At 66.6% G+C, this 13,568-nt stretch carries 15 protein-coding genes; 5 read left to right on the plus strand and 10 right to left on the minus strand.

All coding sequences use genetic code 11. The features are described from left to right. Window positions 1–59: 59 nt before the first annotated feature. Together ABEA87_RS00240 and ABEA87_RS00245 are read right to left on the minus strand one after the other, a co-directional pair. Window positions 60–2,282, minus strand: a complete 2,223-nt coding sequence (locus tag ABEA87_RS00240; RefSeq protein ID WP_345624986.1) for a UvrD-helicase domain-containing protein — start codon at window positions 2,280–2,282, stop codon at window positions 60–62. After that, window positions 2,279–3,154 carry a hypothetical protein gene (locus tag ABEA87_RS00245; RefSeq protein WP_345624987.1) on the minus strand — a complete coding sequence of 292 codons (876 nt, stop codon included), beginning with the start codon at window positions 3,152–3,154 and terminating at the stop codon, window positions 2,279–2,281. Before ABEA87_RS00245 ends, ABEA87_RS00240 begins: the two co-directional genes overlap by 4 nt. A 1,358-nt stretch (window positions 3,155–4,512) precedes the next feature. Here ABEA87_RS00245 and ABEA87_RS00250 point away from each other — a divergent pair. Beyond that, window positions 4,513–4,788 carry an e9imm peptide gene (locus tag ABEA87_RS00250; RefSeq protein WP_345624988.1) on the plus strand — a complete coding sequence of 92 codons (276 nt, stop codon included), beginning with the start codon at window positions 4,513–4,515 and terminating at the stop codon, window positions 4,786–4,788. A gap of 35 nt (window positions 4,789–4,823) precedes the next feature. On the opposite strand, the gene ABEA87_RS00255 is transcribed toward ABEA87_RS00250, so the two are convergent. The 4 genes from ABEA87_RS00255 to ABEA87_RS00270 form a co-directional block, all read right to left on the minus strand. Continuing rightward, window positions 4,824–4,991, minus strand: a complete 168-nt coding sequence (locus tag ABEA87_RS00255; protein ID WP_345624989.1) for a hypothetical protein — start codon at window positions 4,989–4,991, stop codon at window positions 4,824–4,826. Between the two features lie 89 nt (window positions 4,992–5,080). Next, window positions 5,081–5,551: a PIN domain-containing protein gene (locus tag ABEA87_RS00260; protein ID WP_345624990.1), complete on the minus strand. Its 471-nt coding sequence runs from the start codon at window positions 5,549–5,551 to the stop codon at window positions 5,081–5,083. Then, entirely contained in the window at window positions 5,484–5,681 is a 198-nt protein-coding gene (locus tag ABEA87_RS00265) for a hypothetical protein (RefSeq protein WP_345624991.1), read from the minus strand. The genes ABEA87_RS00260 and ABEA87_RS00265 overlap by 68 nt, the downstream gene beginning before the upstream one ends. 406 nt (window positions 5,682–6,087) lie before the next feature. Beyond that, the gene (locus ABEA87_RS00270; RefSeq protein ID WP_345624992.1) at window positions 6,088–7,101 is read right to left on the minus strand and encodes an NADP-dependent oxidoreductase; all 1,014 of its coding nucleotides are present in this window, start codon (window positions 7,099–7,101) and stop codon (window positions 6,088–6,090) included. Here ABEA87_RS00270 and ABEA87_RS00275 point away from each other — a divergent pair. Both ABEA87_RS00275 and ABEA87_RS00280 read left to right on the plus strand, forming a co-directional pair. After that, the gene (locus tag ABEA87_RS00275) at window positions 7,095–7,493 is read left to right on the plus strand and encodes a winged helix-turn-helix transcriptional regulator (RefSeq protein WP_345624993.1); all 399 of its coding nucleotides are present in this window, start codon (window positions 7,095–7,097) and stop codon (window positions 7,491–7,493) included. The two genes, ABEA87_RS00270 and ABEA87_RS00275, sit on opposite strands and share 7 nt — an antisense overlap. Window positions 7,494–7,585: 92 nt before the next feature. Then, window positions 7,586–7,987 carry a hypothetical protein gene (locus ABEA87_RS00280; RefSeq protein WP_345624994.1) on the plus strand — a complete coding sequence of 134 codons (402 nt, stop codon included), beginning with the start codon at window positions 7,586–7,588 and terminating at the stop codon, window positions 7,985–7,987. A gap of 345 nt (window positions 7,988–8,332) precedes the next feature. Here ABEA87_RS00280 and ABEA87_RS00285 read toward each other — a convergent pair whose 3' ends face one another. After that, complete coding sequence (locus ABEA87_RS00285) at window positions 8,333–8,767, minus strand: hypothetical protein (RefSeq protein ID WP_345624995.1); 435 nt, start codon at window positions 8,765–8,767, stop codon at window positions 8,333–8,335. Between the two features lie 553 nt (window positions 8,768–9,320). After that, entirely contained in the window at window positions 9,321–10,277 is a 957-nt protein-coding gene (locus ABEA87_RS00290) for an alpha/beta hydrolase (RefSeq protein WP_345624996.1), read from the minus strand. Between the two features lie 243 nt (window positions 10,278–10,520). On the opposite strand from ABEA87_RS00290, the gene ABEA87_RS42485 reads away from it, so the two are divergent. Next, window positions 10,521–10,823, plus strand: a complete 303-nt coding sequence (locus ABEA87_RS42485; RefSeq protein ID WP_425570669.1) for a MarR family winged helix-turn-helix transcriptional regulator — start codon at window positions 10,521–10,523, stop codon at window positions 10,821–10,823. Between the two features lie 162 nt (window positions 10,824–10,985). On the opposite strand, the gene ABEA87_RS00300 is transcribed toward ABEA87_RS42485, so the two are convergent. Continuing rightward, a complete protein-coding gene (locus tag ABEA87_RS00300; protein ID WP_345624998.1) occupies window positions 10,986–11,477 on the minus strand; it encodes a hypothetical protein in 492 nt (163 codons plus the stop codon). 165 nt (window positions 11,478–11,642) lie between these two features. Here ABEA87_RS00300 and ABEA87_RS00305 point away from each other — a divergent pair, with 165 nt between their 5' ends. Beyond that, window positions 11,643–12,845, plus strand: coding sequence for a saccharopine dehydrogenase NADP-binding domain-containing protein (locus ABEA87_RS00305; RefSeq protein WP_345624999.1), 1,203 nt, complete (start codon window positions 11,643–11,645; stop codon window positions 12,843–12,845). Between the two features lie 6 nt (window positions 12,846–12,851). On the opposite strand, the gene ABEA87_RS00310 is transcribed toward ABEA87_RS00305, so the two are convergent. Further along, window positions 12,852–13,469: a DUF4291 domain-containing protein gene (locus ABEA87_RS00310; protein WP_345625000.1), complete on the minus strand. Its 618-nt coding sequence runs from the start codon at window positions 13,467–13,469 to the stop codon at window positions 12,852–12,854. Window positions 13,470–13,568: the final 99 nt, after the last annotated feature.

The following is a 13,568-nucleotide window of genomic DNA, read 5'->3' on the forward strand; positions in this document are numbered from 1 at the left end:
CCGTCGTGCTCGGGGCACCGATGAGCGGCGGTCTCTTCGGGGCCTGCCGATAGAAGGGGTTACTCCTTCTCCCGCAGTGCTCCGGTTCGGATGGCAGTCTGTAACACGTCGGGCAGTGACCCGTTAGCCTGGTTGACATGGATCTCGACGTGGTTGCTGGCCCGCGAGATCGCCAGGTAGAGCTGAGACAGCAGATGCCTTGTCTGAGGCCACTTTGCATAGCGCCGCATGCGCGGTAGACCAGTGACGATCACGGTGTCGAACTGCAGCCCCGCTACGTACTCGGCCGGGGCGAGAACGATCGTGCGCTTTTCATACTGCAGGCTGGCGAGATCGTCTCGGCTCCCCAGCACGTTCACCCGTCCCATTTCCGAGTCGAGCGCCATCTCCTCATAAAGTTCGAGGGCGTCCTTGTCAACGAGAACGACGGCCACCCGGCCTCCATCGGGCCTGTTGGTCCACGCGCGGGCCGCACGAAGCGCGTTCCGCGCCTCCTCGTGCGCGTCGGCATGCCGATACACCGTCGGTGTCTCCGACGACGGGGCGTCGGCGTGCACCTGCTCCAGGTCGAGTTCCCAGTCGTCGCCGAGATCGAGCTGCGGCCAGCTCTTGTTGATGTGCCGCAACAGGGCTAGAACCTGATGGCCGAATCGGTGCACGCGCGTCAGGGAGTGCTGCTCGACCTCCCCCATGACCGTGCCGACGCGCCCAGAGTCGTCGCGGGTGATGGAACGGCCGGCGACGCCGGCGTAGACGACCTCTGCCGACTGACGGGGGTCGAGCGCCATGAACATTTTCGGATAGGTTTTGGAGTCCTTCGTCAGATGGTGGAGCGCCCGCCGTTCCTGCTCGTTGAACAGATGCAGCTCGTCGACGAAGATAAGATCGTATCCTTCGGCCAGTCGCTGGTACTGCCAGCTGCTCTTCTCCAGATCTTTAACGAAGTCGTTGATGATTTGGTCTGAGCTGATCAGGTTGTCGGCGCGCAGGCTGTCAACATAGTAGCCATAAACCGCGAGGATGAAATCTTTCTCGGCGTCCGTCTCCAGTGACATCATCCAGGATGCGCGCTCGAGATCTCGATATTCCTGGATCGCGTCGCTCGCGCCGGGCACGATGCCCTCCGGGCCGAGAACGCAGGCGAACTCGTTAAGCACCTCCCACGCGAACAGCCGGAAGTCGCCGCCGCTCGGGTCGCTCTCGACGGTGTCTGCGAACTCCGGCCGCACCCGGCTGCGATAGGCTGGCCAGTCCGTCAGGATCGACTGGCTCAGCAGTTGCGTGACGCGAACCAACTGCTCTCGCTTGCCCTCATGGCTGTCCTCGCCGAGCGGCTCGAGCCCCGCCGGCAGCGTGCTGTTGAATAACATACTTCCGGCGCTGAACAAGGGGAATACATCAATGTCGCGGACCGCGTTGCGCTCGTCCATGGTGCGCAGGAGCTGGTCGATTTGGGTTTCCATCGCCCAACTGTGTGTCAGGAACAAGACCCGGAGAGCCTTTCCTTGGGCGCGTGCGTTAGTGACCTCACGGATAGCCTTAAGGAGAAGGCAGAGCGTCTTTCCCGTCCCGGCAGGACCGCGCAGCTTAACCGGCGGCGTGCGCTCGAGAAAACGTCGTTGGTCGTCGCTCAGGTACGGCAGCCATTCCGTGTATGTGCGGCCGCGGGACGTGGCGTCGAACGTGGCACTGAGCGCAACCATCGGCGGCACCAGGCCGGTGACGCGAGGCGCCCCGGTGAATCTCGTGCGGGCCTCGTGCAGAGCCTCATCCCAGAAGAGGACCGCTTCGTCGTATCGAGAATAGTCGGGTTGGTAGTCCTGCAGCGCGACGATGTGATTCGGTGGGGAGAATTGCCAGAACAGCACGTCCGCCGAGCCATTCGGTCTGTTTTCGGCCGTCCACCGACTCATCCGGTCCGTCTTGGTGCGGCGGCTGCCGAAAAATGAGAACAGATTCTTGTGATGGAAGGCGTGCCAGTCGCGGGGAAGTGACACCGGGGGGGCGGCGGCGACGATCGCGGAGCGGTGGACCCGCTCGAGAACCGACTTCTTCAGCCAGCGGCTATTGGCGATGCCGAACGGTTCCTGATCCAGGATCACGATGCGCCGAGTGGCCCGCTCGTCTGACTCGTGGATGAAGTAGACGGTGTCGCCGAACTCGATGCGCTCCACCTGCCACTGTGAGCATTGGTCGCCGGGCATGCCGGCGAACCAGGATGCCTCGGCCGCCACTAGGCAGGCTTGCAGGGACGCGATGCTGAAGACGTAATCGGTCGTCAAGTTGTCTCCAATGCCGGCTCGGGCGCGAGACGAGAGTCAAAGATGCAGTCTCGTGCCGCTTCGTACTCTTCCGGGAGCCCGATCGACGTGAAGACGTCTGCCATCTGCTGCGTCAAACGGTAGACGTACGGTGCGCGCAATCGGGAGGCGCGATTGGCGACAACGCTGCGCCCATCCTTGTAGTAGTACGAGGTTGAGATTTGGTGCAGGTGCGTTTCGCGGATCAGCCGGAGATACGCGATGTATCCTCCGGTGTGTTCCTGACTTAGTGCACTGATGAAAAAGACGTCACCAGGTAGATTTTTCAAACGAGCGCGGATTTCGCTCAATAGTACTTCCCCTGCCGATTTCTTCTTTGCGGATGTGTAGATAGTTGCCAGCATCGCGAACTGTTCCGCATATGCTGAGGACGTACGCACGCGGTCACAGACGGAAACCTCCTCAATCATTGCGGCCAGAGCGTCCGAGTCTTTCTGCGTGACGCTCCCCAAATGACTTTGAAGGTCCTTCAGGCCGCCGGCCACGGTGGCGAGCACTTCGATGGCGGCCCCGGAAAGGCCCGGCCTGATGTCCAGATCCCGTTCGAGCCGGCCGATCAACTCTGATATCTGACGGAGGTTTCGTTTCCTGCGGTCGTCGGCGATTTTAGGCATGACCCGCCATGCGAGATAGTCCCGTAGTGGAAAAATCGGCACGTACGACAGGATGCCTGCATGTTTGTCATTGGCGATATCACAGTCCGCGGTGACAATAACTCCCGCTTTCTTCCATATATCGTCGCCGGTCGGGCTGTCGCGGAATATGAATATGTCGCCTTGGCGAATCGATGCACCGTCGGCGACAGGAGTGCATTCCATGAACACTTCGCCCATCGCGCCATCATTGTGCGCGAACGCTACGGTGTCAATGTGGATCACGTATTCGGGCAATCGAGGCCCATCGTCACGATTCCGGATTCACCATGCTCTAACTGCTCCACATGATCTCTGGTCGGCTAGTTGATCAGCCGCCGCCACCGGATCAGGACGCAAGGGGGACGAAGGTCTGTTTCATGACGCAGCACGGCCGGCCTAGACGTATCGCTTCAGGGTCCTGAGTTCCGGGCTGGCGGGTGCGATGCCCATCGTGCACAGGCTCTACGCGCAAAAAGCCAAGCCCTAACCAGCGTGCCCGGCTCGTCTCGGCTCACTCTCATGTCGCCCTTTCGGCCGTCAGCCCCGACGATCCTATTGCCTGCACTGCCGATTCGTTCTCTTTAGGATCAAGCGCGCCGCTCCGCGGCGCGAGCGCGGCACACGGCCGCAGCTGTAAGCCGCCCCGCTCGCCTTCGGCGGCGGGGCGGTACGCCGCGGCCGGCCGCACCCCGCGCTGGGAGCGTACTGACTACCGGAGCCATAACTTGCCCCGGCGCGGCTGCTCGACCCATCCACCGCGAACACCCACTCGCGCCGCGACCGGCTCAATCCGGCCAGCTAGAGCGTGCGCGGGCAGGAGCTGAGTGACCAGCCGCGCGATCGCATCCCGCGTCTCCGCCAGGTCCTTCGCCAAGTTGCGCTCACGATCGCCTAGCCGTCGCAGCTCTGCGAAACGCCGGTCCGCCGAATCCTCAGGGTGAGCCACGATCCGCACGGTAGCCCTCCGGCATTCTGTGTGTCGCGGCGAATGCGAGCAGGAGCTTCCGGTCTAAACCTTGCCTCCGGCGGGGGGCTCGGGCTCCGGAACAGTTGGGGGCCGTTGTCAGCCCGCCCGCCGTCGGGGTCCGGGTAGGGAGCCTGACCGCCCCGCCCGCCATCGACCCGGGCAAGCCGAGCAGACCGTCGCCGGGGCCGCCAGCGTTGGTCGGTACGGTCGCGGTCCGCGCGTCGTGGCGGCCCCGGCGCCGGCCCGCTCCCCAAGGGGCGGGTCGACGGCAGACGGAACGGTCAGGCAGGGGCGGTGCGCGCTGGCGAGCGCGACGACCAGGACCAGGTCCCGCCGTGCCATTAGCGTGCCATTAACCGAGGACAGCCCAGGCCACTCCCGGCCGCCCGAGCCGACTCTGACCAGGTACTCAGGCCCACGACCGGGCCCACTTGTGCAATTCCCAAGCTGACAGTGAGGGTTCGATTCCCTTCACCCGCTCCAAGTCGAAGGCCCTGGCCAGGACGCGATTCCCAGCCGGGGCCTTCGATATTATTGATCCTCTGATCACGCCGCGTGCCATTAGCGCCAGTCGGAGGTGAGCGACCTGATGGTGGAGCTGACGCGAGATGAGGCGGTTGTCCTCGTGGGGCGGATCATAAGTCTCGACTACGCGGACGACGTTGAATTGAACAGCTGGCTGGACCAGCTGGAACGCGACCTCGTCTACCCCGGGGTCTCTGAACTGATCTTCACGATTGACCCACAGCTGACAGCTGCCGAAGTTGTCGACCGAGCCTTGGCCTATCAGCCAATCAAGTGCGCCGCTACGCGGGCGCGTCCGCGATGGCAAGCTGCCCCGGCGCTGACGGCGCCGGGGCGGTAAGCCACGCGACGGCCTCAATCCGCGCCCGATCCGAGTCAGGACAACAGGTCGACCGCCGGCATCCTTCGCCGCAACTCGGCCAAGGAGTGAGCCACGCAGTAGTCAAGGCTCGGGCCGTCGAAGCGAATGGCGCCCTCACCGAGCGCCCGACCGCTGATCACGACTGTCCATGGCAGGTGCTCACGCTCGCCGTCGACCTTCACGATCGCGATAAGGCCGAGGTCACCGAGGTGAGCAAGCAGGTCGGGTAGATGAGGCGGTAAGCCAGATGACGGCCGCGATCCGCGCCGGATTACGCCAGGTCGAGCAGGACCAGGCCCTCGTATTGGGCGAAGTCGACGAAGTCTTTGGTGTTGAACGTTGCCAGCGGAAGCCGGTTGACCAGGCAGCAGGCCGCGATCCATGTGTCGTTGGCCGGACGGTGCCGCCCTCGGGAAGCGGCTCGTGCCCTCAACGCTCCCCACGTCTGCGCTACCGCCTCATCGGCTGGCATTACCACCACGTCTCGCCGCCATCGCTGAAGGTCAGCGAGCTTCCGTGGCCCCCAACTGCGGGCGATGGTCCAGTGTGTCAGCTCGCCGAGGGTGACGAACGAGATCAACCAGTGATGCCCGGCGAGTTTGGCCTGAAGGCGGTCGGACTGGCGTCCCGCAGGATAGTGGAGGCGACGTCCGTGTCCAGGACGATGAGGCTCACTACACGTCCGCTCGGCGGGCCGCGTAGATCTCGGCGAGGAACTCGTCCAGTTCCTCGTCGGTCTCAAACAGGTCCGGCCGAGCCATGGCCGCCACGGAGTCGATCGGTTGGGCGCCCTGCCGGCGTACCAATTCCTCAGCCGGTACATGCTCAGCGTTGGGTAGTTCTGGCATCGGTTCCCGATTGCTGGTCGTCATTGCTCCCACCTCCTCCGTCACGTTCGCTCCTATCATCTCACCTCGCCTCGCCCGGAGCAGCCCGCCGGAGGCCGGGCCTGCCACCTTTCCGCGTGCCCCCTACGTGCCCGTAGCCGCGGGGAACCACGGGGAACGGCGGGAAGCCGGGACCACCCCGACCAGGACCGGAGTGTCGTGGCCTTGATCGAGACGGCCACCGACGCGAGTTCCCAAGCCGACAGTGAGGGTTCGATTCCCCTCACCCACTCCACCACGGAACGCCTGGTCACGGCAGATGCCGCAGCCAGGCTTCCGTCGTGCTTGCTGACTCGATATCGCTGGTGCCGTGCCATTAACCTCCGCACGCAGGTACTCGACAGCTCTCCGCGTTGCCTCTTTGTCCTGACTGGATGCGCGAATCGGTACGTCAGGGCGTCAGGATGATGCGCCCGCCGACGCCCCCCGCTTCCAGGAGTTCGTGCGCCTCGCGGGCCTGGTCGAGAGGGAAAGCCCTCGCGACGCGGAGGGTGAGCGCACCATCGTCGACGAGCTTCGATAGCTCGGCGAGCCGGTTCCCGTCGGCGAAGACTTCCTGTACCACGACGCGGGTGCCACGGATGGGTGGCGGGGCGAAGGGGGCGACGAGCGCGACGAAGGTGCCGGCACCGCGAAGGGCCTGATGGGCGGTGATGCCGAGGATCGCGGCGTCGATCACGGCGTCCACGCCGCCGGGAACGATCCGGCGTACGGCGGCACCGAGTTCGTCGGACGAGGTGACGACCTCCGCGCCCAGGGCGCGTACGCGGTTGGCGTCGTGTGGGCGGGCTAGCGCGAGCGTACGCAGTCCCCGGGTCGCCGCGAGTTGGACAGCGAATCCGCCGACGCCGCCGGAGGCGCCGGTGACCAGAAGCGTCTGCCCCGGTGCCAGCCCAGCAAGGTCGAGGGCGCGATCCGCCGTTAATCCGTTCAATGGCAGCGTGGCCGCGGCGGTGAGCGGTACCGATGTGGGGGCGGGGGCAACGGCGGATTCGTCCAGCACCACGTATTCCGCTTGCGCGCCACCAGCGAACAGCAGGTCGCGCAACCCGATCACCGCGTCGCCGGGCTGGAAGCGAACGGTGCCCGATCCGATGGCGTCGACGTGCCCGGCAACGTCCCAGCCAAGTCCGTACTGCGGCATCGGTGGCATGAGACCGGCGGCGGTGAGGCGACCGGCTCTGGCGGACAGGTCGATGGGGTTGAGCGCGGAGGCCGCGACCTTGATCCGTACCTGGTGGGGGCCGGGTTCGGGGAGCGGCAGGTCCGCGATTTCGAGTACGTTCGGATCGCCAGGTTCGCGGACGATGATCGACTTCATAGGATCAACGCTAGGTAGCGATCGCTGGACGGAGAAGACGGCACTCAGAAGTGCCCAGGGCACCCGGAGGAACCGCCATGGCAACCATCAGCGCTGCGGAGAAGCGGGAGATCAGCAGGCGCGAATACAACGCCAACCTAGCTGAATGCCCCGGTCACGAGGTGCTCGCGACACTGAGCGATAAATGGGTCACGCTTGTCATCAGTGCCCTGGCCGATGGGCCGCTGCGACACAGCGAGGTCGCGCGCATCGTCGCCGGCGCGAGCCAGAAGATGCTCACCCAGACGCTTCGCAAGTTGGAACGTGATGGCCTGGTCGAGCGCAGCGTCACCGCCGCGGTCCCGCCACGGGTGGACTATGAGCTCACGCGCCTTGGTCACGGGTTGCTTCCGCTTCAGCAGGCCATCAAGACCTGGGCGGAGAGCCACATCGAGGCCGTCCACGGCGCTCGGGCACGGTACGACTCCGCTGAGTAGCTCGACATCAGCCAATGTCCGGCCCGTGCCTGAAACTGCTAGAGATCAGTGCCGCGGGCGACTCGCCGAGGCTGACGTACGAGGTGGTTCGATTGATCAGGTGGCGGTACTTCATCAATAGTGACAAACCCGAGCTGGCTGACGAAGGCAAGGCCGGGTTGACCCGGCTGCCGGAAGGCGCGCCGGTGGCCCTGGCCGAGGCGCTGATTCGGGGCGGGTGGCAATCCGACGACCGGATGTGGCGCGCGAAGTACCTGGGCTCGGACTACGAGTTCACCGAGATCACCGAGGAACGCGCCTACGAGCTGATCCGCAGCTGGGTGGCGTCCGGCTGGCTGGAAAGGATGCCGGACGACGCGTCCACGATCACCCCCGAACTCGCCGAACGCCTGACCGCGATGGACCGGAAAGCCGCGGCCGCGTGGCGGGACGTACCGAAGCCGCCTGGAGCCGAGGACATCGATCTGCCTGGAGCCGAGAACATCTCGGGATGACGGCGCAGGCGCAGCGGCGTCCAGTGCGACGCGGACGACGATGAGTTGGACGGTTGGCTGCTTGCGGTTCGCGTACCCAACTCGGGGTTCAGGTCCACGACCCGGACCTGCCAGACGCGCTGGCCGGTCAGCTTGTCCTTGGCCTTCGCCGGGCCAGGGGTGGCGACCGAGGGGCATCGCCAGATCGTGCCGGCCCCGGTCGACCACGGCGACCAGGCAGGAGCGACGGCGATTCTCGGGCTTACGGAGGGCTGACCGTGAGGGTTCGATTTCCCTCATCCGTGCCACAAGGAGAGCCTGGTCAGAGCGGTTGCACTGGCCAGGCTTCCTTTGCTTTGGGCAATGTCAGCTGGTCTTCTCGGCGAAAGCGGCGCTCAGTGCGGCGCTGCGGGTGATGAAGGCGACGCCGATTAGGGCGAGGGCGGACAGGCCCTGCATCACGGCGTACCAGGCCGGGCAGAGGCCGGGGATCAGGTCGACGCCGATGATCGCGATCGGCGTGATGGTGGACAGGGTGCGCACGCGATCGAAGGCCCGAATCGACCCTCGCGAGGCGTGGACGGCCATCCGATGGATCACTGGGGCGACCGCGAGCAGGATGGCGCCCCGGATCCACATGAACGAGGTTGTTTCGTGGCCCGTGAACGCCATCGCGGTCACTGTTGCGAGGACGATGGCGCTGACGACGCCGAAGAGCGTCACGCATTTCTTCATTGTGTTGAAGGCATCCTGGTTGCGGGAGTCGGTCAGGTGCGCCGTCGCGGTCGTGGTGTTCGTCATGGTGTTCTACCTCCGTGTCGTTGTGGTATTCACGCTAGGGAGGGCCGGGTCGTCGCAGTATGGGTCTGGCCGTACGGGTGGGTGGGGCCAGACCCACGGTTCGGACCAGCGCTTTCGGTGTTCGACCCGGGGTCGAGCGACAGCGCGGAGCATGTCGCCCTGGGCTCCCGGCGGATGCGCCGACGGCGGGTTCGGCACGTTGCGCTGCCTGCGCTAGCTGGTCGCCTCGCCAGGTGCCCTGACCTCGATGCCGGCGCCAGACGCGCCGCTCGCCATTGGTGGGCGGGTGGCCTTGACGAGAAGGACGATGTCGACGCCACGCGCAGCCGACCGAGGATTGTGGCGCGTGGGGCCAACCCTGCCAGTGGCGGCCCCAGGTTACCCATCACCATGATCAGAAGAGCGCCGAGGGAGTGGAGGTTCTCGTTGACGTCGGCGGGGAAGCGACCCGGCAGGACGTACCCTGCGGCCGCGATCAGGAGCAGCCCCTGGGCGAAGCGTACGACGAGCCCGTGGCCGAGCGTCCGCGACGGCCAATCCGGGGTAGGGCTGGCTATACCGAGGGAACTCCGTCCACAGTGTCCGACACGTGGTTCGATCCCGCCGCCATGTCGGGAACTCGAACGTGCTGTGTGAGGAAGAAGGCTGCGCGGTCCAGGGCCTCGTCGGCTTCTTCGAGAACGCCGGCGAAGGCCTGGAACACGTGGGGTACGTCGGCGGTGATGTCGAGGATCACGTCCACTCCAACTGCGCGGGCGCGGGCGGCCATCCGGGTGGAGTCGTCCAGAAGTATTTCGTTCGTGCCTGCCTGGAGAAGCATCGGCGGGAGGCCGGTCAGGTCGGCCAGGATGGCAGGGCTGAGCATCGGCTGGTGCGGGTCCGCTCCGGCGAGGTACATGGCTCCGGTATGTCCCAGGCCCTCGCGGGTGAAGAACGGGTCGATGCCTGCCTTGGTGTCCATGCTCGCGCCCGTCCGGGTGGCGTCGAACCCTGGGGAGAACGCCACGATCGCGGCGGGCATCGGGAGGCCGGCGTCGCGGGCGGCGAGGCAGGTGGTGACGGTGAGGCCGCCGCCGGCTGAGTCCCCGGCCAACGCGATGGCCGAGGGATCCTCGCCGCCCTCGATGAGGGCGCGGTAGGCGCTCAGGGCGTCTTCGATCGCGGCGGGGAATGGGTGCTCGGGGGCGAGTCGGTAGTCCACCGAGAACGCCTTGAATCCGGTCTTGGCCACGAGGTTCGCCGTCAGCGACAGTGCGGTCTCGGGTGAGCCGAACACGAAGCTGCCACCGTGGAAGTACAGGATGGTCCCTGCGCGTGGGCCGTTGTCCGGATCGACGCGCAGTGCGAGTCGATCGCCGAGCGTCGTTTCCGTGGTACGGATGCCGCTTGGCACGATCATCTGGGCCATCATCGCCTTGAATCCGGCTCGGATCGCCTCGACCGACTGAGGGCTCTCGGGCCGGGGCTGCCGCAGCATCGCGTCGATCCGGGCTCGCTGTTCCTTGCTCATCGCCTGCTCCTGCTCGCAACTATCTTCCAGGGAATTATATGCCGTGGAATGTAGCGTACACTATATGCCGTGGCATCTAAAGCGAGCGGTGAGAGGGTCGACCTCCCGGGCTTTTTCAGTGACCTCGTTCGGTGTGAGACGCGTCTGTACAACGCCCTCAACGACCGTCTTCGTGAGCGGCACGGGATCGTCACGTCGCAGTTCGAGTTCCTGCGCTACCTCCGGGACCACCCCGGGGCCCGGGTGGCAGACCTGGCCGCGGAGTTCGCCGCCGGCATCGGGGCCATCAGCAAGGGCGCCGATCGCCTGGAGAGGCAGGGATTGGTTGTCCGCCAGCCGAATCCGTTGGATCGCCGCTCATCGCTGCTCACCCTGACCGACGACGGCCTGCGATTGGTCAACGCGGCAGATGGGACCTTCACCGAGCGGTTGACCGAGCTGATCGCGGAGGTGCTCAAGGCGCACCCGATAACGGGCACCGCGCAGCTCCTCTCGGAGCTGCGTTCCGTTCTGGAACGCGACCAGATCGGCACGCCCACGGGCTGACGCCGACGGTCGGGGCGTCAGGATGACGCGCCCGCCGACGCCCCCATCTCCAGGAGTTCGGTCGCCTCACGCGCTCGGGCGGACAGCGCGCCATCACCGCCTCGATCTCGCCACGGGTGGACTATGAGCTGCCGGAACGCGGGCAGCGGTGGTCGGGTGGTGTCAGCCGTACCGGAGTTGGTGGAATGCCTGCCATTCGTCTGGTTCGTCGTCCGCCTGAGCCAACAGCTCAGCGACCGCCGCGGGGTCATCGGAGCCGTTCACGATCACCGGTACCGCGCCGGTGTCCGGATAGATCAACAACTGCCCGCAGCCGGCGGCCAGGGCGATCACGACAGTCAACTCCTTGTCGTAGTCGGCCTTGATGAGGAAGTACCCGGGCTCGTCCCAGCTCTCGTCCGTCAACGAGGATTCGGCAGGCGCCTCCAGCCTGAGCCAGTAGCCGCCGCTGGCGCCACTGCCCGGGGGACACAGGAACGCGTACGGGTCGCTGACCTCGACCTCGCTGTCCGGGACCGCGCGGAGCACCGCGAGGACCTCGGCGGGCGTGGGCAGCCGGTTGCCCTCGTTGACGGCCGGGCGCGGATAACCCCGTTCGTCCAACCATTCGGCGTAGTCCTGGGTGTAGGCCATCACGAAGTCGTGGTTCGACACCGGCCAACCATAGAGTCCATGATCGTCGCTCGTCGCGGCAGATCCGGCCGCGAATCCGGGTGGTTACCGGGCGCCGAGCTGATCGTTGACCGCCGATGTGTCGTCGGTGTCGGTGATCAGGCCGATGCGGACGTTCGAGGTTCCGCGCGGACGTAGGCTCAGGGCATGCCGGGCCGGATCGTGTTGTACGGGGCGACGGGCTACACCGGAGGGCTTGTCGCGCGGTCGATGGTGGCGAGCGGGGTGCGCCCGATCCTTGCCGGCCGTGACCGGAACCGGCTGGCCGCACTGGCCGCTCAGCTCTCGCTGCCGGGCGACGGGACGGCGCTGGAGACGGCCGTCGCGGACGCGGAACCAGGGCCACTGCGCGACCTGGTCGGGCCGGGTGACGTGCTGGTATCGACCGCCGGGCCGTTCGTGAGCGTGGGCCGGGCCGTTGTGCGGGCGGCGGCGGACGTCGGCGCGGTGTACCTGGACTCCACCGGCGAACCACCGTTCATCCGTCAGGTGTTCGAGGAGTTCGGGCCGCGCGCGGAGGGGACCGGAGCGGCGCTGCTGACCGCCTTCGGCTACGACTACGTGCCGGGCAACCTTGCCGGGGCTCTCGCGCTGCGGGCCGCCGGGCCCGCCGCGACCGCGGTTCGGGTCGGCTACTTCATCAGCAGGAACATCCGGGGTGCCAGCAGCGCGGGGACCCGCGCGTCGGTGGTCGGCCTGCTGCTGGAGCCCGGGTACGCGTTGCGCGGCGGGCGCGTCGTGACAGAGCGGACCGCGGCGCACGTGACGTCGTTCGAGGTGGACGGCGATACGAGGCAGGGCTTCTCGATCGGCTCCTCGGAGCATTTCGCGCTTCCGCGGCTGCGGCCGGCGACATCGGGGTCCGGCTGGGTCGCCGCTCCGGGGGCTGGCCTGGTCGCCACTCCGGCGTCCGGCCGCGAGCGCGACGGCATGCCCGAGCCGCTCACCGACGTGGGCGTCTATCTCGGCTGGTTCGGCCGCGCCACCAGGCTCGTGCAGTACGGTTTCGCGCTCGCCGGGTCGGTGGAGCGCGTTCCGGGGCTGCGCCAGGCCCTGAACTCACAGGTCCGCCGGCTGCAGCGGGGCAGGGGCGAGCCAAGTACGGCGGCGAGGATCCGGTCGGATGTGGTAGCCGTGGCCAGCGACGCGAGCGGCGGGCCACTGGCCACGGTGCGCCTGAGCGGGGCGGATCCCTACTCGTTCACCGGACGGATCCTCGCCTGGGCGGCCTGCGAGGCTGCCACGCGGGGCGTGCGGTCCGCGGGGGCTCTCGGCCCGGTCGAGGCCTTCGGACTGGACCTACTGGAGGGCGCGTGCGCCGACGCGGGATTTCGCCGCGCGCCCGACTGAGGGCATTTACGAGGTCGTTTCCGATTGTGGACTGGCGCCGATGGCCGCGCCGATCTCCGGCGGCAGCGGGTACGGGCGGAGCGCCGGGAGCAGCGCGGTCGCCTCGTCGTCGGCGCCGCGACGCACGCGGTCCGCGATCGTCCGGGCGGTTCCGGTCACGTCGGTGAGCCCGACCGTCCACTCGTCGACGTACCGGTCGACGGCCTCACCAGACAGCCCGAGCTGCAGTGACCGGTACGGCAACGGCTCCAGGCGCAGCGATCGTTCGGGATCCCACTGCACCCGCACCCGGCTGACGGCCAGCCGTCGCGTCCAGGCGTCACGGTCGGGATACAGGCTCCGGTCGAAGTGGCTCAGGCACGCGTTGGCCAGCGCCCACTCGAACCCGGTGCGCAGCAGCTCGACGGCGAGTACGACCTCCTGGCCGGGCTTGGACGCCCAGCCGCAGCGGTACATCATCCACAGGAACGACGGCTTGACCCAGGTCATCCGTTCGCGCTTGAACGGCGGCACGAAGCGCCCCGCCGCCAGCGCCGGTCGCGTGATCTCCGGCGGGTACGCCTGGTACACCGTGATCGTTTCGGCGGTGTAGGAGGCGCGTATCTGGTGAGCGGGAATGACCACGATGTGATCATGACGGAACCGGTCGACCTCGTGCGATCGAATTCCGCGCGGGGTGTCGTGGACGCGGGTGCGCAATTTGGACAACGACGATCGTCGATA

This window comes from Rugosimonospora acidiphila, assembly GCF_039543385.1.
Taxonomy (GTDB): domain Bacteria; phylum Actinomycetota; class Actinomycetes; order Mycobacteriales; family Micromonosporaceae; genus Rugosimonospora; species Rugosimonospora acidiphila.